Origin of the sequence: Caulobacter sp. NIBR1757, from assembly GCF_027912495.1 — a bacterium.
Classification (GTDB): domain Bacteria; phylum Pseudomonadota; class Alphaproteobacteria; order Caulobacterales; family Caulobacteraceae; genus Caulobacter.
In genome coordinates this window covers 3,690,843-3,717,387 of the sequence record NZ_CP115463.1, presented here as the reverse complement: position 1 = coordinate 3,717,387, position 26,545 = coordinate 3,690,843, and the positions used below count along the sequence as shown (strand labels likewise).

The 26,545-nt window shown below is 69.6% G+C and carries 26 protein-coding genes and 1 tRNA gene; 15 read left to right on the top strand and 12 right to left on the bottom strand.

Annotation, left to right across the window (positions count from 1 at the left end):
- Nucleotides 1–121: 121 nt before the first annotated feature.
- Nucleotides 122–211 (bottom strand) — tRNA-Ser (locus O5I81_RS18010).
- 168 nt (nt 212–379) lie between these two features.
- Here O5I81_RS18010 and msrA point away from each other — a divergent pair.
- Together msrA and O5I81_RS18000 are read left to right on the top strand one after the other, a co-directional pair.
- The gene (gene msrA / locus O5I81_RS18005; RefSeq protein WP_271066240.1) at nt 380–1,033 is read left to right on the top strand and encodes a peptide-methionine (S)-S-oxide reductase MsrA; all 654 of its coding nucleotides are present in this window, start codon (nt 380–382) and stop codon (nt 1,031–1,033) included.
- Nucleotides 1,030–1,374: an MmcQ/YjbR family DNA-binding protein gene (locus tag O5I81_RS18000; RefSeq protein ID WP_271066239.1), complete on the top strand. Its 345-nt coding sequence runs from the start codon at nt 1,030–1,032 to the stop codon at nt 1,372–1,374. Before msrA ends, O5I81_RS18000 begins: the two co-directional genes overlap by 4 nt.
- Here O5I81_RS18000 and O5I81_RS17995 read toward each other — a convergent pair.
- The 6 genes from O5I81_RS17995 to O5I81_RS17970 form a co-directional block, all read right to left on the bottom strand.
- Nucleotides 1,371–2,090: a DUF599 family protein gene (locus O5I81_RS17995; protein WP_271066238.1), complete on the bottom strand. Its 720-nt coding sequence runs from the start codon at nt 2,088–2,090 to the stop codon at nt 1,371–1,373. The genes O5I81_RS18000 and O5I81_RS17995 overlap by 4 nt on opposite strands.
- Nucleotides 2,091–2,094: 4 nt before the next feature.
- Nucleotides 2,095–3,561, bottom strand: a complete 1,467-nt coding sequence (locus O5I81_RS17990) for an MFS transporter (protein WP_271066237.1) — start codon at nt 3,559–3,561, stop codon at nt 2,095–2,097.
- Nucleotides 3,562–3,619: 58 nt separating this feature from the next.
- The gene (locus O5I81_RS17985) at nt 3,620–4,063 is read right to left on the bottom strand and encodes a DUF805 domain-containing protein (RefSeq protein WP_271066236.1); all 444 of its coding nucleotides are present in this window, start codon (nt 4,061–4,063) and stop codon (nt 3,620–3,622) included.
- 79 nt (nt 4,064–4,142) lie between these two features.
- Nucleotides 4,143–4,814 (bottom strand): ABC transporter ATP-binding protein, encoded by a 672-nt coding sequence (locus O5I81_RS17980; protein ID WP_271066235.1) that lies wholly within the window; start codon nt 4,812–4,814, stop codon nt 4,143–4,145.
- A gap of 2 nt (nt 4,815–4,816) precedes the next feature.
- Entirely contained in the window at nt 4,817–6,175 is a 1,359-nt protein-coding gene (locus tag O5I81_RS17975; RefSeq protein WP_271066234.1) for an HlyD family efflux transporter periplasmic adaptor subunit, read from the bottom strand.
- A 90-nt stretch (nt 6,176–6,265) separates the two neighbouring features.
- Entirely contained in the window at nt 6,266–6,460 is a 195-nt protein-coding gene (locus O5I81_RS17970; protein WP_271066233.1) for a hypothetical protein, read from the bottom strand.
- Between the two features lie 199 nt (nt 6,461–6,659).
- Between O5I81_RS17970 and O5I81_RS17965 the strand changes: the two genes are divergently transcribed.
- Together O5I81_RS17965 and O5I81_RS17960 are read left to right on the top strand one after the other, a co-directional pair.
- Nucleotides 6,660–7,067, top strand: coding sequence for an EF-hand domain-containing protein (locus tag O5I81_RS17965; protein ID WP_271066232.1), 408 nt, complete (start codon nt 6,660–6,662; stop codon nt 7,065–7,067).
- Nucleotides 7,068–7,115: 48 nt separating this feature from the next.
- Complete coding sequence (locus O5I81_RS17960) at nt 7,116–9,458, top strand: ABC transporter permease (protein WP_271066231.1); 2,343 nt, start codon at nt 7,116–7,118, stop codon at nt 9,456–9,458.
- Nucleotides 9,459–9,519: 61 nt separating this feature from the next.
- Here the strand turns inward: O5I81_RS17960 and O5I81_RS17955 are convergent, their stop codons facing one another.
- Nucleotides 9,520–10,245: a hypothetical protein gene (locus tag O5I81_RS17955; protein WP_271066230.1), complete on the bottom strand. Its 726-nt coding sequence runs from the start codon at nt 10,243–10,245 to the stop codon at nt 9,520–9,522.
- A gap of 199 nt (nt 10,246–10,444) precedes the next feature.
- On the opposite strand from O5I81_RS17955, the gene ptsP reads away from it, so the two are divergent.
- Together ptsP and O5I81_RS17945 are read left to right on the top strand one after the other, a co-directional pair.
- Nucleotides 10,445–12,709 (top strand): phosphoenolpyruvate--protein phosphotransferase, encoded by a 2,265-nt coding sequence (gene ptsP / locus O5I81_RS17950; protein ID WP_271066229.1) that lies wholly within the window; start codon nt 10,445–10,447, stop codon nt 12,707–12,709.
- A gap of 158 nt (nt 12,710–12,867) precedes the next feature.
- On the top strand, nt 12,868–13,863 hold the full coding sequence (locus O5I81_RS17945; protein ID WP_271066228.1) for a RodZ domain-containing protein: 996 nt from the start codon (nt 12,868–12,870) through the stop codon (nt 13,861–13,863).
- A 26-nt stretch (nt 13,864–13,889) separates the two neighbouring features.
- On the opposite strand, the gene O5I81_RS17940 is transcribed toward O5I81_RS17945, so the two are convergent.
- The gene (locus O5I81_RS17940; RefSeq protein ID WP_271066227.1) at nt 13,890–14,672 is read right to left on the bottom strand and encodes a folate-binding protein; all 783 of its coding nucleotides are present in this window, start codon (nt 14,670–14,672) and stop codon (nt 13,890–13,892) included.
- Nucleotides 14,673–14,734: 62 nt separating this feature from the next.
- On the opposite strand from O5I81_RS17940, the gene O5I81_RS17935 reads away from it, so the two are divergent.
- Together O5I81_RS17935 and O5I81_RS17930 are read left to right on the top strand one after the other, a co-directional pair.
- The gene (locus O5I81_RS17935; protein WP_271066226.1) at nt 14,735–15,778 is read left to right on the top strand and encodes a glycosyltransferase family 9 protein; all 1,044 of its coding nucleotides are present in this window, start codon (nt 14,735–14,737) and stop codon (nt 15,776–15,778) included.
- A 115-nt stretch (nt 15,779–15,893) separates the two neighbouring features.
- Complete coding sequence (locus tag O5I81_RS17930) at nt 15,894–17,228, top strand: dihydroorotase (RefSeq protein WP_271066225.1); 1,335 nt, start codon at nt 15,894–15,896, stop codon at nt 17,226–17,228.
- On the opposite strand, the gene O5I81_RS17925 is transcribed toward O5I81_RS17930, so the two are convergent.
- Nucleotides 17,225–17,620 (bottom strand): type II toxin-antitoxin system RelE/ParE family toxin, encoded by a 396-nt coding sequence (locus O5I81_RS17925; protein WP_271069055.1) that lies wholly within the window; start codon nt 17,618–17,620, stop codon nt 17,225–17,227. The genes O5I81_RS17930 and O5I81_RS17925 overlap by 4 nt on opposite strands.
- Entirely contained in the window at nt 17,517–17,795 is a 279-nt protein-coding gene (locus O5I81_RS17920; RefSeq protein ID WP_271066224.1) for a type II toxin-antitoxin system ParD family antitoxin, read from the bottom strand. Before O5I81_RS17920 ends, O5I81_RS17925 begins: the two co-directional genes overlap by 104 nt.
- A gap of 130 nt (nt 17,796–17,925) precedes the next feature.
- On the opposite strand from O5I81_RS17920, the gene O5I81_RS17915 reads away from it, so the two are divergent.
- The 6 genes from O5I81_RS17915 (at nt 17,926) to O5I81_RS17890 (ending at nt 23,781) form a co-directional block, all read left to right on the top strand.
- Nucleotides 17,926–18,282, top strand: coding sequence for a YciI family protein (locus tag O5I81_RS17915; protein ID WP_271066223.1), 357 nt, complete (start codon nt 17,926–17,928; stop codon nt 18,280–18,282).
- A 3-nt stretch (nt 18,283–18,285) separates the two neighbouring features.
- Nucleotides 18,286–19,491, top strand: a complete 1,206-nt coding sequence (locus tag O5I81_RS17910; protein ID WP_271066222.1) for a DUF6596 domain-containing protein — start codon at nt 18,286–18,288, stop codon at nt 19,489–19,491.
- A gap of 257 nt (nt 19,492–19,748) precedes the next feature.
- Complete coding sequence (locus O5I81_RS17905) at nt 19,749–21,530, top strand: feruloyl-CoA synthase (RefSeq protein ID WP_271066221.1); 1,782 nt, start codon at nt 19,749–19,751, stop codon at nt 21,528–21,530.
- Entirely contained in the window at nt 21,530–22,399 is an 870-nt protein-coding gene (locus tag O5I81_RS17900) for an alpha/beta hydrolase-fold protein (RefSeq protein ID WP_271066220.1), read from the top strand. The genes O5I81_RS17905 and O5I81_RS17900 overlap by 1 nt, the downstream gene beginning before the upstream one ends.
- Nucleotides 22,400–22,457: 58 nt before the next feature.
- A complete protein-coding gene (locus O5I81_RS17895; RefSeq protein ID WP_271066219.1) occupies nt 22,458–23,009 on the top strand; it encodes a cytochrome b in 552 nt (183 codons plus the stop codon).
- A 76-nt stretch (nt 23,010–23,085) separates the two neighbouring features.
- Nucleotides 23,086–23,781: a VIT family protein gene (locus tag O5I81_RS17890; protein ID WP_271066218.1), complete on the top strand. Its 696-nt coding sequence runs from the start codon at nt 23,086–23,088 to the stop codon at nt 23,779–23,781.
- Here O5I81_RS17890 and O5I81_RS17885 read toward each other — a convergent pair.
- Complete coding sequence (locus tag O5I81_RS17885) at nt 23,778–24,425, bottom strand: lysoplasmalogenase family protein (RefSeq protein WP_271066217.1); 648 nt, start codon at nt 24,423–24,425, stop codon at nt 23,778–23,780. The genes O5I81_RS17890 and O5I81_RS17885 overlap by 4 nt on opposite strands.
- 422 nt (nt 24,426–24,847) lie before the next feature.
- Between O5I81_RS17885 and O5I81_RS17880 the strand changes: the two genes are divergently transcribed.
- On the top strand, nt 24,848–26,386 hold the full coding sequence (locus O5I81_RS17880) for an acetolactate synthase large subunit (RefSeq protein WP_271066216.1): 1,539 nt from the start codon (nt 24,848–24,850) through the stop codon (nt 26,384–26,386).
- Nucleotides 26,387–26,545 lie beyond the last annotated feature (159 nt).

Here is a 26,545-nt window from a genome sequence, read left to right as displayed (position 1 = left end):
GCGGATTCTGACGATTGTCGCCATCGCATCGAACCTGATCGCCCACGCCCTTCCGCTGCTGCTGAGGAGGTCACTCCAGGCCCGAAGGTGTAGCAATGAAGAGCGCATTTCGCCGGGTGAATGGCGGAGAGAGCGGGATTCGAACCCGCGGTAGAGTTTCCCCTACACACGCTTTCCAAGCGTGCGCCTTAAACCACTCGGCCACCTCTCCACGCATGCCGAAGGCCTGCGGTTGCGCCGCTGGGGCCTGTCGGCCCCCGGCGCGGGAAGGCGCGCAATATACTCAGGGGCGCCCCGGTAGCAAGCGGACTTATCGATTGGGTGAAATCCGGCGCGGGACGCCCTATCTTACAGACCTGACCGCCGCCGGAGCCCCGCCATGTTCTTCAAGAAGACCGCCGAATTGCCCACCGCCGACACCGCCCTGCCGGGCCGCGCCCAACCGATTCTCGGCGAACACGAGCGCCATTTCGTCAACGGCGCGCCCCTGCACGGCCCCTGGCCGGACGGGCTGGAGACGGCGGTGTTCGCCATGGGCTGCTTCTGGGGCGTCGAGCGCATCTTCTGGCAGATCCCCGGCGTCCATTCGACCGCCGTCGGCTATGTGAATGGCTTCACCCCCAACGCCACCTATGAAGAGGTCTGCTCGGGCCGCACCGGCCATACCGAGGCGGTGCTGGTCGTCTATGACCCCAGGGTCGTGACCTACGAGGACCTGCTGAAGACCTTCTGGGAAAACCATGACCCGACCCAGGGCATGCGCCAGGGCGGCGACGTCGGCACCCAGTACCGCTCGGGCATCTATCCGCAGAACGACGCCCAGGCCTCCGCCGCCGTGGCCTCCAAGGCCGCCTTCCAGCAGGCGCTTTCGGACAAGGGCTATGGCGAGATCACCACCGAGATCGCGCAGGCCGGGCCCTTCTACTACGCCGAGGACTACCACCAGCAGTACCTGGCCAAGAACCCGGGTGGCTATTGCGGCATCGGCGGCACGGGCGTGACCTGCCCGATCGGGGTGGGGGTCGAGGCTTGAGCCCTGACGCCTTCGACAAGGCCGCCCGCGCCCTTCCGGGTGTGACCATGGAGGTCCTCTGGGGCGGCCACCATGTCTACAAGGTCGGCGGCCGGATGTTCTGCATCTACGGGCCCGACGACGACAGCTTCTCGTTCAAGGCCAGCGATATCGCCTTCGAGGCCCTGACCGAAACCGGGCGCGGCATTCCCGCGCCCTACATGCAGCGCGCCAAATGGGTTCGTTTCGCCTCGCTGGCGGCGGAAGATGCGGCGGAGGTCGCCGACTGGCAGGCTTCGGCCCACGGCATCATCGCCCAGAAGCTGACCAAGAAGGCGCGGGCCGAGTTCGGTATCAGCTAGGCGCTGCCGCTGTCGTCCAGCGCCTTGCGCAGCGTGCGCACCGCCTCGGCCGCCGGGCTCCGGGTCTGGCGCCAGGCCAGCAGCGCCACCGCGCCGACCGTGGCGATGGCGAAGGGCAGGGGTCCGAACATCCAGGCCGCCGCCGCGAGGGCGAAATAGTAGCCGCGCACCCCGGTGTTGAAGGCGCCCAGCGCCCCGTTCAGCACCCGCGCCCCGGCCTGGCCGATGGCGTCGACAATCACGGGATCGGGGTCGGGCTGGCCCTCGACCCGCTCCGGCGCGGCGCCGAAGATGGTCAGGGTGTAGTTCATCTGGCGGATCGACCAGATGAAGTCGAGCAGTCCCCGCGACAGGGTGACCAGCATCACCGCCAACTGGGTCTCGAACAGCAGCCGGCTGGACGTCTTGATCAGGGCGAGGGACGAGAGCGAGCGGAAACTGTCCTCGCCGCCCAGCAGCACCCCGGCCACGGCGGCGATCAGCAGCAGGCTGGAGCTGGCGAAGAAGCTGGCCGAGTTGAGGGCGTGACCGAGAAGCTGGCCGTCCATGAAGCGGCCGCTGCGCCGGCTCATCTCCAGCATCCAGGCGAGCCGGATGCGCGCCATATCGCTGTTGAGCAGCCCGACAGGGCCGCGGAGCCGCCGCAGCACGGGCTCATAGAACACCCAGCAGAGGATGTAGAAGCCAAGCGCGGCGAGGTCGGCCGGGGCGATCATGGGTCTAGTCCTCCAGGATCTGGCTGTGCTTCTGGGTGTCCTTCAGCAGGATGCTGACCACCAGCCCCAGCACCATCACGACCGTGACATAGATGTAGAAGCCGCTTTCGATCCTGGCCTGTTTGAAGGCCAGGGCCGCGTATTCGGCGCTGCCGCCGAACACCGCATTGGCCACCGCATAGGGCAGGGCGACCCCCAGGGCCCGCACATGGGTCGGGTATAGCTCGGCCTTCACCACCGCCGAGATCGAGCTGTAGCAGGACTGGAAGAGCAGGGCGGCGAGCAGCAGCAGGAAGGCGGTGACCGGGCTGGTCGCCGTGGCGATGGCTGACAGGATCGGCCAGGTCAGCAGCACCCCGCCGCCAAAAGCCGCGATCAGCATCGGCCTGCGGCCGAACCGGTCCGACAGCCAGCCGAACAGCGGCTGGGCGAGCATGAACAGGAACAGCGCCGAGACGCTGATCAGGGTGGCGGTCTCCTTGCTGAACCCGGTCGTGTTGACCAGGAACTTCTGCATGTAGCTGGTGTAGACGTAGTACCCCAGAGAACCGGCGGCGGTCAGGCCCATGACGGCCAGCGTCTGGCGCGGGTGGGCCTTGATGGTCGGCCATATCAGCGAGGCCAGCAGGGCGAAGAACAGCGCCACGGCGGCGATCTGGGCCTGTCCCTGGATCGACTTGACCGTGAACGACAGGATGGCGGCGATCACCACGCCGGACAGCATGGCCGTGACCCAGATCACCTGAGCGCGCGCGACGCGGACCTCGTCGGTCTTGGCCTTGAAGCTGTGGCTTTCGTCCATCCGGCTGCGGATCCAGAACACCACCACGGCCAGGGCCGCGCCGATGAAGAAGGGAATGCGCCAGCCCCAGGCGGTGAGTGTCTCCTCGCTCATTGTCTGTTGCAGGGCCACCAGCACCAGCTGGGCCAGCAGGCTGCCCGCGATCAGGGTCACATACTGGAAGCTGGACCAGAAGCCGCGCCGTTGCTTGCCGGCCACCTCGCTCATGTAGGTGGCGCTGGCCCCGTACTCGCCGCCGACCGACAGGCCCTGCAGCAACCGGGCGCCGAGCAGGATGACCGGGGCCAGGCTCCCCACCACGGCATAGGTCGGAGCGAGCGCGATGATCAGGCTGCCGGCGCACATCAGCGACACCGACAGGGTCAGCGCCGCCCGGCGCCCCGCACGGTCGGCGTACAGCCCCATGAGCCAGGCTCCGAGCGGCCGGGCCAGGAATCCGACCATCGACACCGCCGCGACCTTGAGCAGCTGGGCCGTCTGATCCCCCTCGGGGAAGAACTGCTTGGCGAAGTAGAGACTGAGGAACAGATAGGTCGACCAGTCGTACCATTCGACCAGATTGCCGGCCGAGCCGCCGAGGATGGCGCGCAGCCGCTGGCCCGCGGTCATGCCGGGCCTGGAGGCCTCCGGCGGCAGCGGACCTTCGGCCCCGGTTTCGGTAACGCTCATCGGACTCCCCTCGCTTTGGGGGAGCCTAGGTCACGCCGCCGGTGACGGGAAGGGCGTCTCAGGCGCCTTGCGGCAGGCCGGCCTCGGTCGATCCCGTCCGCCCCGGGGTCAGTCCGGCCCAGAGGAAGAACAGGGGGCCGACCACCATCGACAGCAGGATGCCGAGGAACAGCGGCCATTCGCCGACGCCGCCCCGCACGTCCAGGCCCGTCTCACCGACCGGAACCAGGGTGGCGCCCTGCAGGCTGTAGAAGCCTGCGATCAGAAGCAGGGGGGCGGCAATGATCGGAACCAGTTGCCACCAGCCCGAACGCCCCATGTCGTGCAGGCGCTTGGAGAACAGGCAGACCATCACATAGAAGGCCACGACGGCGACCGCCGGGCCGACCAGCGGGATCCAGCCGAAAACCGCCCCAAACGCCACAAGCCCCAGCCAGGCGCCCCAGAACTGGCTTCGGCCGATGCGGCCGAACGGTGAGAACAGCAGATTGCCCAGCGACATGGCGAGCCCCCTTGGTCATGGAAGACCGACGATATCGCAACTTTTGGGATTATTCAACGACACACGTCTTATAGATTGTTCAGCTCGGTGGCGGCGAGAGGCGCCCGTCGGCGATGTGAAAGCGGCGTTCCGCCAGGGCGGCAAGCCGTGGATCGTGGGTTACCAAGGCAACCGCCGCTCCGGCCTGGTTGAGCGCCAGGATCAAGTCGACCACCCGCTCGCCCGACTCACCATCCAGGTTGCCGGTCGGCTCGTCGCAGATCAGCAGGTCTGGTTCCTTGGCCATGGCGCGCGCGATCGCGGCCCGTTGCTGCTGGCCGCCGGAGAGTTGCGAGGGCAGGTGGCTGGCGCGGTCGGACAGGCCCAGGCGTTCCAGCACGGCCCCGGCGCGAGCCCTGCGGTCGGCCCGGCCGCGCACCAGGCCTTCCAAGCCAAGCATGACGTTCTCCAGCACCGTCATGTCCTGGATCAGGTGAAAGGCCTGGAAGACAAAGCCGATGTGGGCACGGCGCAGCGCCGCCAGCCGGCCGGCGGAATATCGGCTGACGTCATGATCCATGAAGGACAACCGTCCCCGGTCCGGCCGGTCGAGAAGACCCAGCAGGGTCACCAGGGTTGATTTCCCCGACCCCGAGGGCCCGGTGATCGAAATGAAGTCTCCCCGGGACAGATCCAGGCTGGCGTCGGCCAGCGCCGTCACCGCCGTGGAACCCGACGCGAACTGTTTCCAGGCGTTTTCGAGGCGCAGCATGGTCAGGGGGCGAGCCGCACGCGACGGTGGCCGTCCAGGGCCTTGGCCGAGCCGATCAGGATCCGGTCGCCGGGTTTCAGGCCCGACAGAACCTCGACGTCGTCGCCTGCCCGCTCTCCCAGCCTGACAGGCCTTGGCCGCGCCACGCTCGCATCCTTTTCGACGACCCAGGCGGTCTCGGGCCCGACAAGGTCTCCATAGCGGAGGACCAGCGCCCGCCGCGGCTCGCCGGTGGCGAAGGCCAGCTGCAGAGTCTGTCCCGGCTTCAGGTCGGTCGGAGCGGGCCCCACGAACTCGAGCCGGACGGTCAGGGAGCCCTGGTTGACCTCCGGATCGATGGACCGGACGACCAGCGTCGCTGCTGGATTGTCCTGCAGCCGCGCGCGGCCGCCGACCTTGAGCAGGCTGCCGGCGAGGTCGGGTACACGCGCCTCGACCTTGATCGCGCCATCGACGGCGATCTGGCCGATTACGTCGCTGGGACGGACGGGTGCGCCTTGGCGAAGCGTCATACCACCGAGCACACCGGCAATGGGCGCGCGGATGGTCAGGGCGTCCAGGCGGCCCGACTGCAGGGTCTTGAGCGCGGCCAGGCGACCTCTGGCCTCGGCCCTGGCGTCGCCGCGTTCCTGCTCCAGCCGGACCAGCCGCTGCTGTTCGCTCCGCGCGGCGTCCAGCTGCTGGCGGGTAAAGGCGAGATCCTCGCGCAGGCGATCCATCTTGGCCTTGGAGGCAAATCCGCGCTCCTCGAGCTGCCGGTTGCGGTCCAGTTCATTACGCGCGTTCTGGTGTCTGTATTCGATCTCACCCACGCGATCGCGGGCCTGGGCAATCTGGCGCTCGCCCTCGCCTTCCTGGGCCCGCAAGGTCGTTTCCTCGCTCTCCAGCCTCATCAGGGCGTCCGCGACTTCGCGCTGCAGCGAGGGATTGGCCAGGGTCACGATCGCGTCGCCGATATTGATCCGCTCGCCGCTGCGATGGAGGACCTGATCGACGACGCCGCCTTCCAGGGCGGCGATGGTCTGGCCGGACTCGTTCGAGATAGCTCCGGTTCCGGCGATCAGTGGCGAGAACGCCTCTTGGCGAACCTCCGCCAACGTCGCCTCCGATCGTGACAGGGCCGGTCCCCCGGACAGGCTGAAGCCGGTGATCGTGACAGCGACCACGAGGGTGGCCATGGCGCCTCCGACGGCCAGCCATCGCGGGCGGTCGATCAGGGCGCGAAGCAAGGATTTCCGGGGTGGATCAGGATGCGGGAGCTCCACCGGGCCGAGCCCGAACACCGAGGGCCGGGCGCCTTCCGATCCGGTGCGAACCGCCCGCTCGCCGAGCTTTGGCGGACGCTCCGCCGTCATCGCCATTGTCGCCGTTCCCCTGCTTTGCGGAAGACGAAAGCCGGCGACGGACGCAAGGGCCCGCCGCCGAACTCCGTCAGCCGTGGCGATTACGCCCTAGCCGATCGTATCGCTGTCGCCCGTCGGATCGCTGTCGCAGACCTTGACCTTCACGCAGAGAGTCAGTTCCACGCCGACATCGACGGTTACGCAAATCCAGCGATCCTGACAGGCCGCGAAAGCCGGTGCGCTCGCGCCGAGCGCCGCTGCGGCGATCGCTCCGGCCAGGCCGGTTCTTACCAACTTGATCATAGACTCCCCCATGGTTGCGCACGTCCGGGATGGACGGCCACTCTACCGTGGGCTGCGTTAACAAAAGAGTCAATCTAACGGTGTTATTCTAACCACCCTAGCATGTTTGTCGCTCAGAAAACAGGTTATGCGATAGGCGGCCGCTTGCCACATCGCCGTTCATGTGGCTCCAATGCAATCTTGGGTTAGGGAGGCTGAAATGGCACTGCAGTTGAGCAAGGCGATGGCCATCGGCGCGGTCGCCGCCGTGGTTCTGGGCGGCGCGGGGGTTCTGGCCGTCTCCGTCTCCGTGTCCGGCGCAACGGCCGCTCCGGAAGGGATCAGCAACCCAGTCCACCGGATGCTGTTCGCCTCGATAGACCGCAATGCGGATGGACGGGTCGATCGCCGGGAAGCCGAAACCTCGGACTTCAGCATGTCGGTCAAGGGCGGCCAGCAGGGCGCCCAGAAGGTCGCCGTCGAACACATGAACAAGGCGGACCGCTTCATGTACGCCTTCGATACCAACGGCGACGACGTCGTCCTGGCGTCCGAATTCGCCTCGGTCATGGACGGATCGCGCAAAGGCAAGGCCCGGGAGTGCGGCGACCGCGCCTGTGCTCCCTAGTTCTTCGTCTGACCGCTCCGCTGTCCATCCGCCGCCGGATGGGCGGTCTTGAGGACGACCCGTCAATGGCTGACGGGCGCGGCGATGGTGTTCATCATCGCCATCGGCCTGGCCGTCGGGGCGCTGATGACGGCCAGTGTCCTGCTCGATCTCGTCAGTGACCGGGAGCACCCGCGCGCTGACACGACCTACCGCATCTCGACCCGCACGCCGACGGTGTTCGCCAGCGTTGTCGATGCCGGCGAAGCGCGCGCCGACACCCCCAAGGAACTCAAGGCCGCGCTCCTCGCCGCCGGTGTCGCCAGCCATGTCGTGCGGATCGCTCCGGTTGCCGATTCGGTGCGAGCGCCGGGCCGGCCAGAGCGCGAGGTCGGGTTGCGTATCGTCGCCGCCGATCCCAATTTTCCACAGCTGTTCCGGGTGCGCTCCGGCGGCAGGACGCTGTCGTCCCTTGGCGAACGACCAGGCGTCTGGCTGACACGGCCGGCGCTTCGACGGCTGGAGGCTGTCGAGGGGAGATCCCTGGCCCAGGTCCAGATCGGTGGCCGTCGCCTTCCCGTCCTGGGCGTCATCGACCAGCCCGGCCCGACCTCCCACCTGCAGTACGACGGGCTGGCGCCGTTTTCGGAGGCATTCGACTACGGCAATGCGATCATGGGTGTGGTTCATCACTATCCCGCCCTGACCTACATCCAGGTCCGCGGCGATCCAGCCGACGCCGCGCTGGGCGCTGCCCGGGCGATGCAACAAGTCACCGGCCTCGAGACCCCGGCCGACCTGACCCCGATCACCCGCCTGCGGTCGGGAGGAACGGGAGGCCTGATGGGTGAGCCGCGGTTTGTGGTCACCGGCGGAGCCCTGGAACGACAGACCGGCTTCCTGCTGGCCGTCATCAGCCTCGGCGGCGTGGCGGTGTCCCTGCTGCTGTTCGTCCAGACGGCGCTGCGGGCGAGGGCAGCCGAGATGGGCGTGCGCATCTGCCTGGGCGACTCGCCGCGCGCCATATACCTGCGCGGCCTGGCGGTGGCTGGCGGCCTGATGGCCGCGGCGGCGCTGCCGTCGGTCCTGCTGATCGCGCTGGCCGGGGGTCCGATTCTGGGTCTTCTGGGAAAGCCGGACCCGGGCGTGACGACGGGTGGGGCCGTGGCCCTGGCCTTTCTGGGGTGCGGCGCCCTGATCCTGGCCGCGACAGCCGCCGGCCTGGCCCCGGTCCTGGTGACCGCCCCGATCAGGCTCATCCAGCCCCGTCCGGGCGGGCGGCGCCTGGCCCTCCTGGCCGTGGTCGTCGGGCTGGCGGTGCTGGTGTGCGCCAGCGGCGCCTTCGCCTTTTCCGCCGCCCTGTTCGGCGGAGAAGTCGCACGTGGCGCCTCGCTGTCTCCGCTCGACGGGCGGTTGTTCCTGGTCCCGACCCGCATCGACCGCGTCGATGCCGTTCTGCAGGCGCTGGCGCGCCGGCCCGACGTCGAGGTGACGGGGACCCTGCATTGGCGTCCGTTCGAGACCAATGCCGGTAACATGAGCCTTCAACTGGAGCGGGAAGGTCGCTTCCATCAGGCCACGGTACTGACCGGAGAAACCACCATCTTCGAGTTGTTGGGCCTGGAACCCAACGCTGGCGTCTTGCCGCGCCTGGCCGATGGACCGGGATGCCGGGCGGCGGCCAGTGAAAGGCTGGCCGGCGAGTTGGGCTTCACCCGGGCGACCGACCTGCTCGGTCGATCACTGACCATGGCCAATCTGCCCGACCGCTGCCGGATCGTCGCCATCGTCCCGGACATACGGCTCGATCGGTTGACCGAGCCGGTCGGCCCGGCCTTGCATGTGGTCGGCTCGGCGTTCGTCACGCGCAGCGAGCGATCCGGTGCGCCGTCCCGCCGGATTTTCGTTCGCCTGCGGCCGGATGCCGAACCGCGGGAGGCTCTGGCCTCGCTGCCGCGCGCCTCGGCGGCTCCGACGATCAGCCTCGGGCGCCTGGGCCTCAATGCCTATGCGCGTGAAGGTCGAATAGCCGCATTGCTGGGTCTTGGCGCGGTGGTCATGAGCCTGGTCTTCCTCGGCATCTGCACGGCGCTGGTGCTCAACGCCATCGAACACCAACGTCGCGAGATCGCCATTCGCCAGGCCCTCGGGGCCGCGACCGCTCGTCTGGTCACGCGTCTGGTCGCGCCCATCGTCCTTGCGTCCGGGATCGGTGCGCTCCTGTCGCTTCTGGCCAACATCGCCTTGCTGGGGTCCTGGCGGTCGCTCGGCGGCCTGGCCTCACAGGCCGGTCCGGGGCCCGCTTTCGCCGTCGTGGTCGCCAGCTTGGCGCCGGTCTGCGTGGCTCTGGCGGTCGCCTATATCTCTGTTGGCCTGGTGCAGCCGGCCGAAACCCTCAAGTCCGCTGCGTGAGCGTCGAACGAAAAACGCCGGCCCTGAAGGCCGGCGCTTCGCAATTTGAATGGCTGCTGGATCAGCCCAGACGCCAGGCGCCCCAGCCGCTGGCCGGCAGCACGAAGGCCTGGCCATCGTCCTCGTCGTCCTGGGCGGGCGGGGTCGTCAGGCCGAGCAGTTCGTTGAGGGTCGGGCGCAGGGCGCTGGGCAGCTGGCTGTCGCCGACCGCGAAGGGCGTGTCGATGATCAGGAAGGACAGCGACTGATAGGCGCGGCCGAAGATCACCGGCGCGACGTCGTCGTCGAAGGTCGGCGGCGTCACCGTGATGCTCGGGGCGTCCAGGACCGGGATCGGCGGGATGGCCAGGTCGTGCAGGTCGAGGACCGTCAGGTCGCCGACGCCGCCATCGCTGTCGCCGCCTGGAATCAGCACCAGAGGCTCGGCGTCCTTGCCGTGGCTCTGCACCACCAGGGCGGCCGGGGCGTCGTCGTTGGAAGCGACCAGGCCGGCCGGCGCGTCTTCGCCACCCGCATCGGGAAGGGCGGGGTCTTCGATCGGGCCCGAAGCATCGACCACATCGACGACTTCGACGGTGACGAGGTTGCTCAGTTCGTCCTGGACATAGTCCACAGGCTGGATGTGCTGCAGGCCGTATTCGCCATCGGAGAAGTCCTCGACGTACAGGGCGCCCGGCACCCGTCCGGTGATCACGACCTCGCCGACGTCATAGCCGAACAGGCCGTCCACGCCGTCGCCGAACCCGTTCCCCCGGAAGTCCAGCATGCTGTCGTCGTTGAAAATCATGACTTCGGTCCCCAATCACCGCCCATTATTCCGGACGATCACCGTTATTGCTAGCACGAGGCGCGCAAAACGCCAGCCCCCGCGCACATGGCGGTATGGATTCTGTGCAGAAGTCGCTCCGCAGCGACACAATGCGCATTGGTCACCGTTCCCTCACGGAATTCTGTTACTAGATAGGGGACAGGGAGAGACAATCACCATGGGCCCAACCGGCCTTGCAGTCAGGGGATCGCGCGGCCTGCTGCGGCAGATTCGCGAGGCCATGGCCGGGCAGATCCCGGCCCAGGCCAAGCTCGACATGGTCGTGCGCATCATCGCCCGCTCGATGGTCGCCGAGGTCTGCTCCCTCTACCTGCGACGCAGCCATGGCGACCTGGAACTGTTCGCCACCGAGGGCCTGGCCCGCGAAGCCGTCCACGTCACCCGGCTGAAGGCCGGCGAGGGCCTGGTCGGCGAGATCGTCCGGCTCGGCCGGCCGCTGAACCTTTCCGACGCCCCCAACCACCCGGCCTTCGCCTATCGCCCGGAAACCGGCGAGGATCCCTACCACGCCTTCCTCGGCGTGCCGCTGCTGCGCGGCGGCCGGGGCATCGGGGTGCTGGTCGTGCAGAACGCCACCACCCGCACCTACAGCGAGGAAGAGGTCGAGGACCTCCAGATCATCGCCATGGTGCTGGCCGAACTGGTCGGCTCGGGCGACATCCTGGGTGAAGCCGAACTGCGCGACGTCGAGATCGCGCCGCACCGGCCGGAACGGGTGAAGGGCGCCAAGTTCGCCGACGGCCTGGCCTTCGGCGTGGCCGTGTTGCATGAGGCGCCGGTCGCCGTCGGTCACCTGCTCAGCGACGACCCGGTCGCCGAGGAGGCCCGGCTCAAGGTCGCGGTGAACGGCCTGCAGGCCCAGATCGACCAGATGCTGGAAGGGGAGGGCGGCCTGATCGGCGCCTCCTACGAGGTGCTCGACACCTACCGCATGTTCGCCCACGACCGCGGCTGGAACCGGTCGCTGGAAGAAGCCGTGCGCTCGGGCCTTACCGCCGAAGCCGCCGTCGAACGGGTCCGCTCCGAACACCGCGCGCGGCTGGGAAAGGCCAAGGATCCCTACCTGCGCGAACGTCTCCATGACCTGGAGGACCTCAACGACCGGCTGCTGCGCCACCTGTCGGGCGACGGCGACGTGGCGCGTGAGCTGCCCGACAACGCCATCCTCATCGCCCGCAACCTCGGCCCCGCCGACCTGCTGGAATACGACCGCACCAAGCTGAAGGGCATCCTCCTCGAGGAGGGCTCGACCGCCAGCCATGCGGCCATCGTCGCCCGGGCGCTCGACATCCCCTGCGTCGGCCGTCTGCCGGGCCTGCGCGACCGCCTCAGCCAGGGCGACCCGGTGATCGTCGACGCCGAAAGCGGCGAGGCCTTCCTGCGGCCGCGCCCGGATGTCATCAAGGCGATGAACGCCCGGCTGGAGGTGCGCACCCAGCGCAAGGCCGAGTTCGCCAAGCTGCGCGACACCCCGGCCTTCACCCGCGACGGCGCCAAGATCACCCTGCTGATGAACGCCGGCCTGGCCGTCGACCTCGACATCCTGCGCGAGACGGGGGCGGAGGGCATCGGCCTGTTCCGCACCGAGTTCCAGTTCATGGTCGCCGAGGAACTGCCGCGACTCGAGGCCCAGACCAGCCTCTATCAGAAGGTTTTCGAGGCCGCCGACGGCATGCCCGTCACCTTCCGCACCCTCGATCTCGGCGGCGACAAGCTGCTGCCCTACATGGAGGCCGAGCGCGAGGAGAACCCGGCGCTGGGCTGGCGCGCCATCCGCATGGGGCTGGACCGTCCGGCCCTGCTGAAGATGCAGGTCCGCGCCCTGATCTGGGCCGCGAAGGGCCGGCCCTTGCGGATCATGTTCCCCCTGGTCGCCAACGTCGACGAGTTCCGGGCCGCCCGCGCCATGGTCGATAACGAGGTCGCCTGGGCCCTGCGCAGAGGTCGGCCAGCGCCGAGCCGCCTCGACGTCGGGGCGATGATCGAGGCCCCGTCGCTGATCTGGCACCTCGACGCCCTGCTGCCGATGACCGACTTCGTCAGCGTCGGCACCAACGACCTGATGCAGTACCTGTTCGCCGCCGACCGCGGGAACCCGCGGGTCGCCGACCGCTACGACCCGCTGTCGCCGCCGGCCCTGCGAGCGCTGAAGACGATCCAGTCGGCCTGTGCCGAAACGGGAACGCCTGTCTCGGTCTGTGGCGAAATGGCCGGCCGGCCGCTGGAAGCCTTCGCCCTGACGGCGCTCGGATTCGACCGGCTGTCGATGCCGCCGGCCGGCATCGGCCCCGTCAAACAGATGGTTCTGTCCTGTGATCGCGAGGCTGCGTCACGTGGCGTCAACACCCTGATCAAGAGCGCGGCGGGCTCCATTCGCAACGAGATCGAGACTCTGGCCCGGAAATTGTATGTCGCGGTGTGACCATTAACCTCACGGGGGGTTACCGCATTGAAATCCGGACGTTTTCTTGTTATCCACAAAGGATCGTTAACGCTTCTCGCGGTAGGGGAAGCGAGCGGCGGGACTCTCGCCTCATGCGCGAGTCTTGCGGTTTGCGTTGAGTGGGGGCTTTCCTGATCATGGCGCTGGATACCGGCGGGGTTACGTCTTTGTATCGCACGGGTGAGTACGATCCTTCGTCGGACGGGGCGCGCAGTGACGCGCCGACGCTGCAGGACGGCTACGACGTCGGCGCCGCCCTCAAGGCCATCCGCCAGTTCCATGGCGTGACCTTGCAGGACCTGGCCGACGCCACCCGCATTCGTCAGACCTATCTCGAGGCCCTCGAGGGCATGCGCCTGGACGAGTTGCCCTCGCGCCCCTTCGCCATCGGCTATGTGAAGGCCTACGCCCGCCACCTCGGCCTCGACGCCGACGAGGCCGTCGAACGCTTCCGCAATGACAATCCCGAGCACGACGAGGGCCTGCGCGCCCCGGTCGGCGTGCGCAAGGAACGCGATCCGCGTCTGGCGCTGATCCTCATCGCTGGCCTGCTGATCGGCGCCGCTATCCTGCTGTGGAATGTCGCCCAGCGGGCCATCGCCGAAAAGGCGCCGAGCAAGGCGGTCGTCGCCGAAGCGCCCGGCGTCGGCGCCCCGACCGACTTCAGCGGCCCCATCCAGGTCGGCGGGGCCATCCCGCCGCCCGTGGAATCCACCACGCCCGACGACTACGTCACCCCGGGCATGGCCAACAACGGCGACGGCAGCGAGACCGCCGCCAAGGCCGCCGAGGCCCCGGTGCTGTCGCTGCCGATCGGCGCTGCGTTCAAGCCGGAAGGCGCCATCTACGGCGCTCCCGCTGGTGCGACCGTGATCATCAAGGCCCGCCGCAATGGCACCTTCGAGGTCAAGGGCGCCGATGGCTCCAACTACTTCACCCGCGTCCTGCAACAGGGCGAGTCCTACCGCGTGCCGGCCCTCAAGGGCCTGACCGTGACGGTCAGCGACCCCGGCCTCTTCCAGGTCTTCGTCGCCGGCCGCTACACCGGCCCGCTGCCCGGCCTGGTGACGCAAAGCGCGACGCTGTTGGCGCAGGCGCCTGCTCCCGCGCCGGCGCCGCCGGCGGTGCAGTAACCTCCCTCCCAGGTCGGGGAGGGAGGTCAGAGCCAGTCGGGTTTCAGCACCTCGACACTCCGTCCCTCGACCGTCAACGCCCCGTCGATCCGGTCCAGCCGCATCAATCCCAGCGCCAGGCCCTCGACGCCGGACGCCGCCACGCCGGCCCGCAGCTCGCCATTCAGCACTTCCGCGCCGGGCGCCGGCGCCTGACCGGCAAACCGCAACGGCAGCATCCGACTCTTCACCACGCCGCGCCGCTTCATCCGGCTCGTCGTCTCCTGCCCGACGAAACAGCCCTTCTTGAAATCGATGGCGTTCAGGAGATCGAGGTTGGCCTCGATCGGATAGGTGGCGTCCTCGCCGAAGTCGGCCATATCCGGCACGGCCAGGGCGATGCGGTGCGCATCCCAGGCTTGGCGTCCGACCGTGTCATCGATCGCCAGCCCGTAGCCACGCCATCCGAGCGCCGGCAGCCTGGGATCGACGATCCAGCCCGCCCCGGGCGCGTCTCCGAACGCCGCGAACACGCCCGCCTCGTCCGCCGCAATCACCACCTTCGACCGCAACCGGTACATCGCCAGCCGCCGGATCAGATCCTCCCGCCGGTCGGCCGCCACGTCGAGCAGCAGGCCATCCTCCGTCCCCAGAAGGAACAGATCGACCAGCAACCGCCCCTGCGGCGTCAGCAAGGCCCCGTAACGCAGGACGCCCGGCGTGATCGTCTCGACGTCCTGCGTCAGCAGGCCCTGCAGGAATCCGCGCCAGTCCTCGCCGGTCACCCGGACCAGCGCCCGGTCGGTCAGCCTCAATCGCGACATCGTCATGCGTCCATAAGTGGCGCGCCCGACAATGGAGCGCCAGAGGTAACCCGGCTATCATCCCGCAAATGGCCTCAACGCCCTTCCCGATTCTCTTCATTGGCCCCGGCCGCATCGGCGACGCCGTGCTCGCCTCCGGCCTGATCCACAAGCTCGCCCGTGAAGTGCCCGGCGCGCGCTTCACCATCGCTGTCGGCCCCGCCGCCGCGCCGCTGTTCGCCGACCTGCCCGGCCTCGACCGGATCATCGTCATGGAGAAGCAGAAGGGCAGCGGCCACTGGTTCAAGCTGTGGAACCAGGTGCGCAAGACCCCCTGGGGCCTGGTCATCGACATGCGCGGTTCGGCCATCTCGACCTTCCTGAGCCGCAAACGTCGGGCTGTGCACAAAAAGTCGCAAGGCGAGCCGACCCATAAGGTGATCGAGGCCGCCCGCCTGCTGCAGATCGAGGGCGAACCGCCGGCCCCGCACCTCTACGTCTCGCCCGACCGCCAGGCCGCCGCCGATGCGCTGCTGGAAGGGGGCAAGGGGCCGATCCTGGCCATGGGCCCGGCCGCCAACTGGTTCGGCAAGACCTGGCCCATCGACCGCTTCGCCAGCACCGCCAAACGCCTGATTGCGGAAGACGGCCCGCTGGCCGGCGGCCGGCTGGTCATCCTCGGCGGGCCGGAGGACGTGCGCTATGTCGACGAACTGCGCCGCTCCCTGCCGCGCGACCAGTGCCTGGATCTGACCGGCCAGATCGACCTGCTCACCGCCTACGCCCTGCTGAAGCGCGCGCGGCTCTTTGTCGGCAACGATTCGGGCCTGATGCACCTGGCCGCCGCCGCCGGTTGCCCGACCGTCGGGCTTTTCGGTCCGTCGGACGACCGCCTCTACGCCCCGTGGGGCGCTCACACCCGCGTCGTCCGCGGCCCCCGGACCTTCGAGCAGTTCAAGGAGGTCGACCCCGGCCTCAACCAGACCATCGGCCACATGCTCGACCTGCCGACCGAGGCAGTGATCCTGGCGGCCAGCGAACTTCTCGCCGCCACATCCTCTCTTGATCCTTCTCCCGCTAGCCGGGAGAAGGTGTCGGCGAAGCCGACGGATGAGGGCAGCACCGGCTTCTGAGGTTCGAACGCGTTCTGGCGCGACCGGCCGACACCTGCGCTGCCCCCATCCGACCCCCTTCGGGGGCCACCTTCTCCCGGCAAGCGGGAGAAGGAACGAACTGGAGCGCCGCCCGATGCCCAAGACCTACGACCTGATCGTCCGCGGCGGCGAGGTGGTGAACCATTCCGGCAGGGGCTATGCCGACATCGGCGTCCGGGCCGGCAAGATCGCCGCCATCGGCGACCTGTCGCAGGCCAGCGCCGGCGAGGTGTTCGACGCCGCCGGCCTCACCGTGCTTCCCGGCGTCATCGACAGCCAGGTCCACTTCCGCGAACCCGGCCTCGAATGGAAGGAAGATCTGCAGACGGGGGGCCGGGCCGCCGTGCTCGGCGGCGTCACCGCCGTCTTCGAGATGCCCAACACCGAGCCGACCACGACGGATCCGGACGCTCTGGCCGACAAGCTGGCCCGCGCCAAGGGCCGCATGGACTGCGACCACGCCTTCTACATGGGTGGCACCCATGAGAATGCGGCGTTCCTGGGCGAGCTCGAACGCCTGCCCGGCTGCTGCGGGGTGAAGGTGTTCATGGGCGCCAGCACCGGCACCCTGCTGGTCGCCGACGACGAGGGCGTCGAGGCCGTCCTCAAGTCCATCAACCGCCGCGCCGCCTTCCATAGCGAGGACGAATACCGCCTGGCCGAGCGCCGCCCGTTGGCCCGCACCGGCGACTGGACCAGCCACCCGGAGGTCCGCGACGCCGAGTCCGCCATCCGCTCCACCGAACGCCTCGTCCGGCTGGCGCGAAAAGTCGGCCGCCGCATCCACGTCCTGCACGTCACCACCAAGGAAGAGGTCGCCTTCCTCGCCCACCACAAGGACGTGGCCTCGGTCGAGTTCACGCCCCAGCACCTCACCCTGCACGCGCCAGAGGCCTACGAGCGCCTCAAGGGCCTGGCCCAGATGAACCCGCCGATCCGGAGCTCCGACCATGTCGAGGGCCTCTGGGCCGGCATCGCCAGCGGCGTCGCCGACGTCCTCGGCTCCGACCACGCGCCCCACACGCTCGAGGAAAAGGCCCGGCCCTATCCGGCCTCGCCGTCGGGCATGCCCGGCGTCCAGACGCTCGTCCCCATCATGCTGAACCACGTCGCCGCCGGCCGCCTCAGCCTCGAACGCTTCGTCGACCTGACCAGCCACGGCCCGCAACGCGTCTTCGGCATTGCCGGCAAGGGCCGCCTGGCCGAGGGCTATGACGCCGACCTGACCATCGTCGACCTCAAGGCCAAACGCACCCTGCGCCACGCCGACATGGCCACCCGCAGCGCCTGGACCCCCTTCGACGGCACGGAGGTCACCGGCTGGCCGATGGCCACCATTATCCGCGGCCGGGTGGTGATGCGCGAGGACGAGGTCGTGGCGCCGGCGCTGGGCGAACCGGTGCGGTTCCAGGAAACGCTGGGGGCTTAGAACAGGTCGGGCGTGATGTTCCGGCGGCCGTCGAGCACGCGGACGACTTCGATGCCGCCTGTGATCGGCCGGTAGAACAGAACGTAGGGATAGACCGCGAACGACCGCAGGCCTGGGGCCAAATCGTCTCTGGCAGGTCCCGCGTTGGGGAACTCCGCCAGCATCGAGGAGGCCTCGTCGAAGGATCGTACCAGCGCATCCGCGGCGCGCGGTCTTTCGGCGGCGATCCAGAACCAGATTTCGTCGGCATCCGCTTCGGCGGCTGCGCTGGTGAAACCTTGGGCAAGGCTATTCTGCGGCCTGAGCCGAAGGCGGTCCCTTGCCGGACGCCTGCTGCGCTTCGAACCGCGCGCGGGCGCGTCTGGCCACCTCCGTGAAGCTGCCCGCTTCACCTGGGCCACTTTCAAGGCCGATTTCGATGTCCCTCTTCAACCGTGCGTGCTTGGCCAGCCGCTCGTCCAGCATGGCAAGCGCTTCGGCGACAGCATCCTCTCGCGAGGCGAAACGGCCCGAGGCGACAGCGCGCTCAAGCAGGGCTTCCTGATCCGGGGTCAGTGACGTGCTCATGCTGCAGCCTACCACAATTCGTTCCGGGGCGCGATTCCCGCACCCCCTGTCGAATCCGCGACACCCGCTGCGTCTATGCTATCAGACGTGGGCGCTGCGCCCCGTCGCAGCCAGACGGGGACCCACACCCATGAAGTACATGATCCTGATCTACGAGCCCGAAAGCGCCTTCGAGGGCGAGGTCGGCGAGCGCCGCCTGACTGACATCGTCGGCAAGCACATGGCCCTGGCCGCCGAGCTGACCGAAGCCGGCATCCAGCTGGGCGGCGCCGGGTTGCAGCCGGCCCATACGGCGACGACCATCCGCACCGACGCCGCCGGCGGCCAGGCCTTGCACGACGGCCCGTTCGCCGAAACCCACGAGCAACTCGGCGGCTACTACCTGATCGAGGTCGCCAACCTCGACGAGGCCATCGCCATCGGCAAGCGCGTCCCCGTCGCGCCCGGCGGCAAGGTCGAGGTGCGGCCGCTGATGGATCACGACTGAGCCATGGAAGGCCGGCTGATCGAGGCCGCGCGGGGGCGTGTGGTGGCCGCCCTGGCCGCCCGCTTCCGCGACCTCGATCTGGCCGAAGAAGCCTTCGCCGAAGCCGCCGCCAGCGCTGTCGAGGCCTGGCGGCGCGACTTCCCGGACGACCCGCCCGCCTGGCTTTGGCGCACGGCTTATCGCAAGGCGCTGGACGCCATCCGCCGGGCCAGCACGCGCACCAAGGCGCTCCACGACGCCCCGCCGCCCGAGCCCACCCCCGAAGACGCCATGATCGCCGCCGACCAGCCGATCCCCGACGAGCGCCTGCGGCTGATCTTCGTCTGCTGCCACCCGGCCCTCGACCCGGCCGCCCGCATCGCCCTGACCCTGAAGATCGTGCTCGGCCTCTCGACCGACCGCCTGGCCCGCGCCTTCCTCGTCGCCGAGCCGGCCATGCTCCAGCGCATCACCCGCGCCAAGAAGAAGATCGCCGCCGCCGGCGTCCCCTTCGAAATCCCCGGCCCGGGCCAATGGCCCGAACGCCTCGACGCGGTCTTAAGCACCCTCGAAGTCGCCTATGCCCAGGCCTACGAGGACGCGGCCCTCACCACCGACACGGCCGCCACTTTCGCCCCGGAAGTCCTGCGCCTCTCCGGCCTCCTCGCCGACCTGCTGCCCGAGGAGCCCGAGGTCCTGGCCCTGGCCGCCCTGGTCCGCTTCGCCGAGGCCCGCCGCCCGGCCCGGCTCGACGAGACCGGGGCCATGGTCCCCCTGTCCCTGCAGGAACCCCACCTCTGGCGCGGCGACCGCATTGCCGAGGGCGCGGCCCTGCTCGACCGCGCCGCAGACCTCGCCCGCCCCGGCCCCCGCCAGATCCTCGCCGCCATCCACGGCGCCCACCTCTCGCGCCAGGAAACCGGCGTCACTCCCTGGGGCGACATCGCCCGCCTCTACGACGCCCTGGTCATGCTCCGCCCCGGCCCGGTCAGCGCGGTCAACCGCGCCGTCGCCTACGCCGAAGCGTTCGACCCCGACGAGGGCCTGCGCGCCTTCAACGCCATCGCGCCGCAACCCGCCTGGCTCCCCTGGCAAGCCGCCCGGGCGTACCTGCTCGACCAGACGGGCCAACGCGCGGCGGCGGCGTCCGCCTACGACGCCGCCCTGGCCCTCGATCCGCCGCCGGCGGAACGCCTCTACCTCCAGAAGCAGAGGCTGCGTCTGAACTAAGTTCCTCCTCCGGCGCGTAGCGACGGGGGAGGGGGACCGCGCGCGACGCGCGTGGTGGAGGGGGCAGCGCCGGCCTATCAGTCTGGGGAGCGTTCTGGCGCGACCCGTCACGACAGCATTCATGGCAGTCCCGCTCAGCCGGCGCTGCCCCCTCCACCACCGGCCCTGAGTCGGGCCGGCGGTCCCCCTCCCCCGTGACGCTGCGCGCCCCGGAGGAGGATTTTGCAGCTAGGCCAGCACATGGCATAGGAACCGTCATGGACGGCAGCCACACCCCCGCACCCTTCCGCGACGCCCGCTACGCCCCGCGCCGGCTCGACGTCGAGCGCCGCGACGACGGCGCCATCGTCCTGACCAATCCCACCCCCTGGTCGGACCGGTTCCTCACCACCACCGCCGCCCTGGACCACTGGGCCGCCGAAGCGCCCGACCGCGTCTGGCTGGCCGAGCGCGACGGAGACGGCTGGCGCACCATCACCTACGGCCAGGCCCACGCCCAGGTCTCGGCCCTGGCCGGCGCCCTCAAAGCCCAGGGCCTCCCGGCCGCCCGCCCCCTGCTCATCCTCGCCCGCAACGGCATCGACCACGCCCTGATCTCCTATGCCGCCATGGGCCTCGGCACGCCGATCGCGCCCGTCTCCCCGCAGTACGGCCTGAAGGGCGCCGACCTCGCCCGCCTCGACTACGCCTGCCAGGTGCTGCAACCGGCCGCCGTCTACGCCGACGACGCCGAGGCCTTCGCCGGCGCCCTGGCCGCGCCCTTCCTCGCCGGACTGCCGGTCATCGCCAGCCGCAACCCGCGTCCCGGCGACATCCCCTTCGCCGAAGCCCTGAAGGCGGCCCCCGCCGCCTTCACCGCCACCCCCGACGACACCGCCAAGCTGCTGCTGACCAGCGGCTCCACCGGCCGGCCCAAGGCCGTCATCGGCAGCCACCGCAATGTCTCGCTGAACGCCGCCCAGATCACCGCCTGCTTCGACGACCCCGACCCGCCCGTCGTCGTCAACGCCGCCCCCTGGAGCCACAGCCTCGGCGCCAACGCCATCCTGCACATGGTCCTGCACCGGGGCGGCACCCTCTACATCGACGCCGGCCAGCCGGTCGCCGGCCGCTTCGACGAGACGGTGCGCAATCTGAAAGAGGTCTCGCCGACCTACCACAACATGGTCCCCGCCGGCTGGGCCCTGTTCGCCACCGAGCTTGAACGCGACGAGGACCTCGCCAAGACCTTCTTCGCCCGCGTCCGCATCCTGCAGTACGGCGGCGCCTCGCTCGGCCAGTCGATCATCGACCGGGTCCAGGCCGTGGCAGTGCGCGTCTGCGGCCATCGCATCACCTTCGCCACGGGCTACGGCTCGACCGAGACCGGCCCTACCGCCTGCAACATCCACTGGCTGAACGCCCGCTCCGGCATGTGCGGCCTGCCCGTCCCCGGCACCAGCGCCAAGCTCGCCCCTGTCGGCGAGAAGTTCGAACTGCGCATCAAGGGCCCGCAGGTTTCGCCCGGCTACTTAGGGGAGCCCGAGCTCTCCGCCGCCGCCTTCGACGAGGACGGCTTCTACAAACTGGGCGACGCCGCCCGCCTGGCCGACGACGCCGACCCTGAAGCGGGCCTCGTCTTCGACGGCCGCCTGGTCGAGAACTTCAAGCTGGCCAGCGGCACCTTCGTCGCCGCCGGGGCCCTGCGCGTCGCCGCCGTTTCGGCCATCGGCGGCGCCGTCTCCGACGCCGTCGTCTGCGGTGAAGGGGAGGAGGGCGTCGGCCTGATGCTGTTCCTCGACCCCGCCTACAACGCCCGCCACACCCCGGACGAAACCCGCGCCGTCATCGAAGCCGGCCTCGCCAAGATGAATGCGGCGGCCAAGGGCGGCGGCGGCCGCATCTGGCGCGCCCTCATCCTCGACGGCGCCCCCGACGCCGCCAGCGGCGAACTGACCGACAAGGGCTACATCAACCAGGCCCTGGCGCGCGGTCGCCGGCCGACGGAGCTGGCGCGGCTGTTCGAGGCGGAGCCGGATGCGGGCGTGCTGACCTTCTGATGCGCCGCCTGCTGCTCGCTCTCGCCATCCTCGTGGGCCTCGCCACGACCGCCGCCGCCCAACCTCGCCAGGATGTGGCCCCCTTCGCCGCCCCCGGAACCCCCGTCGTCATCGGCCAGGGCTACGACCTGCCGACAAAGCACTACCCCAAGCCCCGCCGCATCAACGTCCAGCTGCCGCCCGGCTATGACGACCCGGAGAACAAGGACCGCCGCTACCCGGTCCTCTATCTGCTCGACGGCGGCGCCGGCTGGCAGGACTTCGCCCATATCGCCGGCATCGTGCAGCAGGGCGGAACCTGGGGCATCAGCGCGCCGGTCATCCTGGTCGGCGTTGAGAGCGGCGACCGCAAGGCCGAGTTCACGCAACCCTCGTCCGATCCCGGCGAACAGAAAGACTTCCCCACCCACGGCAAGGCCGAAACCTTCCGCCAGTTCCTCGTTCAGGACCTCAAGCCCGCCGTCGACGCCGCTTACCGCACCGACGGGACCGACGGCCTGATCGGCGAGTCCCTGGCCGCCCTGTTCGTCGTCGACGAATTCCTCACCCACCCCGCCGACTTCGACCGCTACATCGCCATCAGCCCCAGCCTCTGGTGGGACCAGCAGGCGCTAGCCAAATCGGCGCAGGCCAGGCTCGCCGCCCCGAACCCGCCGCCCCGCACCCTGTGGCTGTCCATCGCCGACGAGGGCGGGACCATGCAGTCCGGCGTCGATCTGGTGGTGGCGGCGCTGAAGGCCAACCCGAACCCGGCCGTGACCTGGACCTACGCCCCGTATCCGGCCGAAAAGCACTCCACCATCTACCACCCGGCCGCCACCCGGGCGATCCGCGAGGTGTTTCCAGCGCCGTCTGACGCCCAGCGTTGAGGCAGATCAAGGACGCCGCCGCCGTTTTCCGCTCCTGTCCCCGGGAACGGAGCCGCCCATGTCCCTGACCAACAGCCGCGCCGCCTATGGCTGGGTGGCCATCGGCCTCCATTGGATCAGCGCCATCGGCGTCGCCCTCCTCTATCTGCTCGGCGAACAGATGGAGGAGGCCCCGGACCGGGCCGCCAGGATCGCCGCCCAGGGCCTGCACGTGTCGGTCGGGGTGCTGCTGTTCACCTTCCTGGCCGCGCGGCTGCTGTGGTCCTTCTCGCAACCCCATCCCGAGTCGCTGGAGCGGAACCGCTGGCTGCGCCTGGCCGCCATCGCCGTGCATCTGCTGTTCCTGGCCATGATCCTCGTCCTGCTGGTCACCGGCCCGCTGGCCGTCTGGTCCGCCGCCCGGCCGATCCAGGTCTTCGACCTGTTCGCCATCCCCAGCCCCTTCGGCGCCCGCGTTGAGTGGCTGCATGAGGCGGCCGAATGGGTGCACGGGGCGGCGACCAAGCTGTTCTGGCCGCTGATCGTGCTGCATGTCGCCGGCGCGCTGAAACATACCTTCATTGACCGCGACGCCACCCTGCGGCGCATGCTGTGGCTCAAACGCGCCTGAGGCCGACCTCCCGAGACTGTCGCCTCCGTCGCGGCCGTGCTCAACTGTCCCCGACACCCGGATCGAGACTCCCGCCATGGCCCGCCTTCATCGAGAGTCCCACCGCATCGACCGTGTCGGCTGGCTGCGCGCCGCCGTGCTCGGCGCCAATGACGGCATCGTCTCCACCGCCAGCCTGATCGTCGGGGTGGCGGCGGCGTCGCAGGGCAGGGGACCGATCCTCGTCGCCGGGGTCGCGGCCCTGGTCGCCGGGGCCATGTCGATGGCGGCCGGCGAGTATGTCTCGGTCAGCTCGCAGTCCGACACCGAGCGCGCCGACCTCGCCAAGGAGAAGGCCGAACTCGAGACCCAGCCCGAGCATGAGCTGGAAGAGCTGACCCAGATCTACGTCGGCCGCGGCGTCGAGGTCGGGCTCGCCCGTCAGGTCGCGACCCAGATGATGTCCAGCGACGCCCTGGGGGCCCACGCCCGCGACGAGCTCGGCATCTCCGATTTCACCACCGCCCGGCCGATCCAGGCGGCCCTGACCTCGGCCGCCACCTTCGCCACCGGCGCCGCCCTGCCGCTGGCGCTGGCCGCCATCGTGCCGCTCGGCCTGCTTGTCTGGGCGGTGTCGCTCGCCTCCCTGCTGTTCCTGGCCCTGCTCGGCGGCATCGGGGCCCGGGCCGGCGGTGCGCCGATGCTCAAGCCGGTCCTGCGCGTCACCTTCTGGGGCGCCATCGCCATGGCCCTGACCGCCGGGGTCGGTGCGCTGTTCGGTGTGGCGGCCTAGGCCTCTTCCACCAGCTTGCCGCTGACCCCCAGGCAGATCATCACCTGCCCGGCGAAATACAGCCCCCAGACCGCCAGCCCGACCGTGAAGCCGGGCTCGATCCGTCCCATGCGGGCGAAGATCAACAGGTCGGAGATCAGGAAGAAGATGGCCCCCAGCCCCGTCCACAGCCGGGGAAAGCGGCTGATCCAGGCGCAGGCGGCCATGGCCGACAGCCCCGTTGCATAGAGGGCGATGCCCGGCGCCTGGGCCCGGTCGGTCGGCAGCAGGAAGGCGATGATCACCGTCGCGGGAACCAGCACCACGGCCAGCAACAGCTGGCTGCGGGTCAGGGCAGGGCGGCGATTGCGCAGGTAGAGGCCGATGGCGACCAGATGCCCGGCCAGGAAGGCCAGCGCCCCGGTTATGAAGTTCACCCCCAGCAGCACATCGCCCAGCACCCCGAAGGTCATCACCGCCGTCAGCAGCCAGCCGTCCAGGCTCCGCGCCCGCAAGGCGGCGAACACCGCCAGGAAGCCGACGCCGGTTCCCTTCCACGCCAGGTCCCAGGCCGGCGGCAGGTTCATCCCCCAGGCCAGCACGTAGCTGGTCCCGCCGACCACGGCGGCGAGCAGCGCCAGTTTCACGACAGCATCTCTGGTCATTTTTTGTCCCCTCCGCTCCGCCATACCGCCAAAACCGGCCGTTCGCCTAGCGGCGGGGAGGCTTCAAAACGCCCGCCCGCCGGGGCTTTGGCGAATATGTCTAGACATATTCATCGACGTTTTCGGACCTTTTCGGCCCCGTCCGCCGCCGCCGTCGGACCGCGTAGGCCGCGGCCGCACGCTTTCGACCTACATTCCCCGCCCATCGACCTACACACCGACCCACGTCCCGACCCACATCCGCGCGCCCTCAACCCACGCAAGAGCCAACGGAACAAGGGTTTGGACGCGCCGGGCGACAGCATCGCCTTGTTTTGTGGGTCTGCGGCCAGGCGGTATAATGGACACCGCTTCGATAAGCCGCCGCCATTCCCTCGGGGCGCGGAATCCGGCATGACCGCTCCAACGAGGAGACATCCCCCATGAACGGCGCCGACGCCCTGATCACCACCCTCTGCGACAACGGCGTCGAGGCCTGCTTCGCCAACCCCGGCACCAGCGAGATGCAGTTCGTCTCCGCCCTCGACCGCGAGCCGCGCATGCGTCCGGTGCTCTGCCTGTTCGAGGGCGTGGCGACCGGCGCCGCCGACGGCTACGGCCGCATCGCCGGCAAGCCCGCCTGCACCCTGCTGCATCTCGGGGCCGGCTACGCCAACGGCGGGGCCAACCTGCACAATGCCCGCCGCGCCGGCACGCCGGTGGTCAACGTCATCGGCGACCACGCCACCTACCACCGCCAGTACGACGCCCCGCTGAACAGCGACATCGCCGGCTGGGCCGCCCCCAACTCGCTGTGGGTGAAATCGGCCGAGACCGCCGACGAGGTTGGCCCGCTGGCCGCCGAAGCCGTCCAGGCCAGCTTCGGCGCCCCCGGCGGCTGCGCCAGCCTGATCCTGCCGGCCGACACCGCCTGGCTGGAAACCACCGTCACCGGCCCGGTGCTGGCGCCCCGGCCGCGCGCGCAGGTCACCCCCGACGAAGTCGCGACTATCGCCGCCCGCATCAAGGCCGCAAAGAAGCCGGTCATCCTGATGGGCGGCAGCTGCACGCAGGGCCCCGGCATCGCCGCCGCCGCCCGCGTCTCCGCCGCCGGGGTGCGCATCCTCATCGACACCTTCGTCGCCCGCCATTCGCGCGGCGCCGGCCGCTTTGCCCCCGATCGCCTGCCCTACTTCGGCGAGATGGCCATCGCCGACCTCGAGGGCGTCGACCTGATGGTCCTGGTGGAAACCACCATGCCGGTCGCCTTCTTCGCCTATCCCGACCGCCCCAGCGTCCTGGTCCCCGAAGGCTGCGAGCTGGCCAGCCTCTGTGGCAAGGAGGCCGACGGCCCCGACGCCCTCACCGCCCTGGCCGACGCCCTCGGCGCCCCGGCGCACGGCCCGGTCGTCGAACAGGCCCTGCCCGCCGCCCCGACCGGCCGCCTCGATCCCTATTCGATCGGCGCCTCCATCGCCCGCCACATGCCGGAGGGGACGCTGATCTCCGACGACGCGGTCACCGCCGGCCTGCCGATCTTCACCCAGACGAAGACCGCCCGCGCTCACGAATGGCTCTGCCTGACCGGAGGCGCTATCGGCCAGGGCATCCCGCTGGCCATCGGCGCGGCCGTCGCTGCGCCGCACGCCAAGGTGCTCAGCCTGAACGGCGACGGGGCGGGGATGTACACGGTCCAGGGCCTGTGGACGATCGCCCGCGAGAACCTCGACGTCACGACGGTGGTGTTCGCCAACAACGCCTACCGCATCCTCGGCATCGAGCTCGGCCGCACCGGCGCCGGCAACCCCGGCCCGGCGGCGAAGACCCTGCTGGACCTCAGCAACCCGAAGATCGACTGGCAACAGATCGCCGGCGGATTGGGCATCAAGGCCGAACGGGCGACCACGGCCGAGGAGTTCGACGCCGCCTTCGAACGGGCCATGACCCAGCGCGGCCCACGCTTCATCGAGGCGGCCCTCTAGCGTTCCTTCTCCCGCTTGTCGGGAGAAGGTGGCCCCCGAAGGGGGTCGGATGAGGGCAGCGCCGAAGCCGGACGATGAGCGTTGGCGGCCATATCACCGACCGCCGGTGCTGCCCTCATCCGGCCGCTACGCGTCCACCTTCTCCCGACAAGCGGGAGA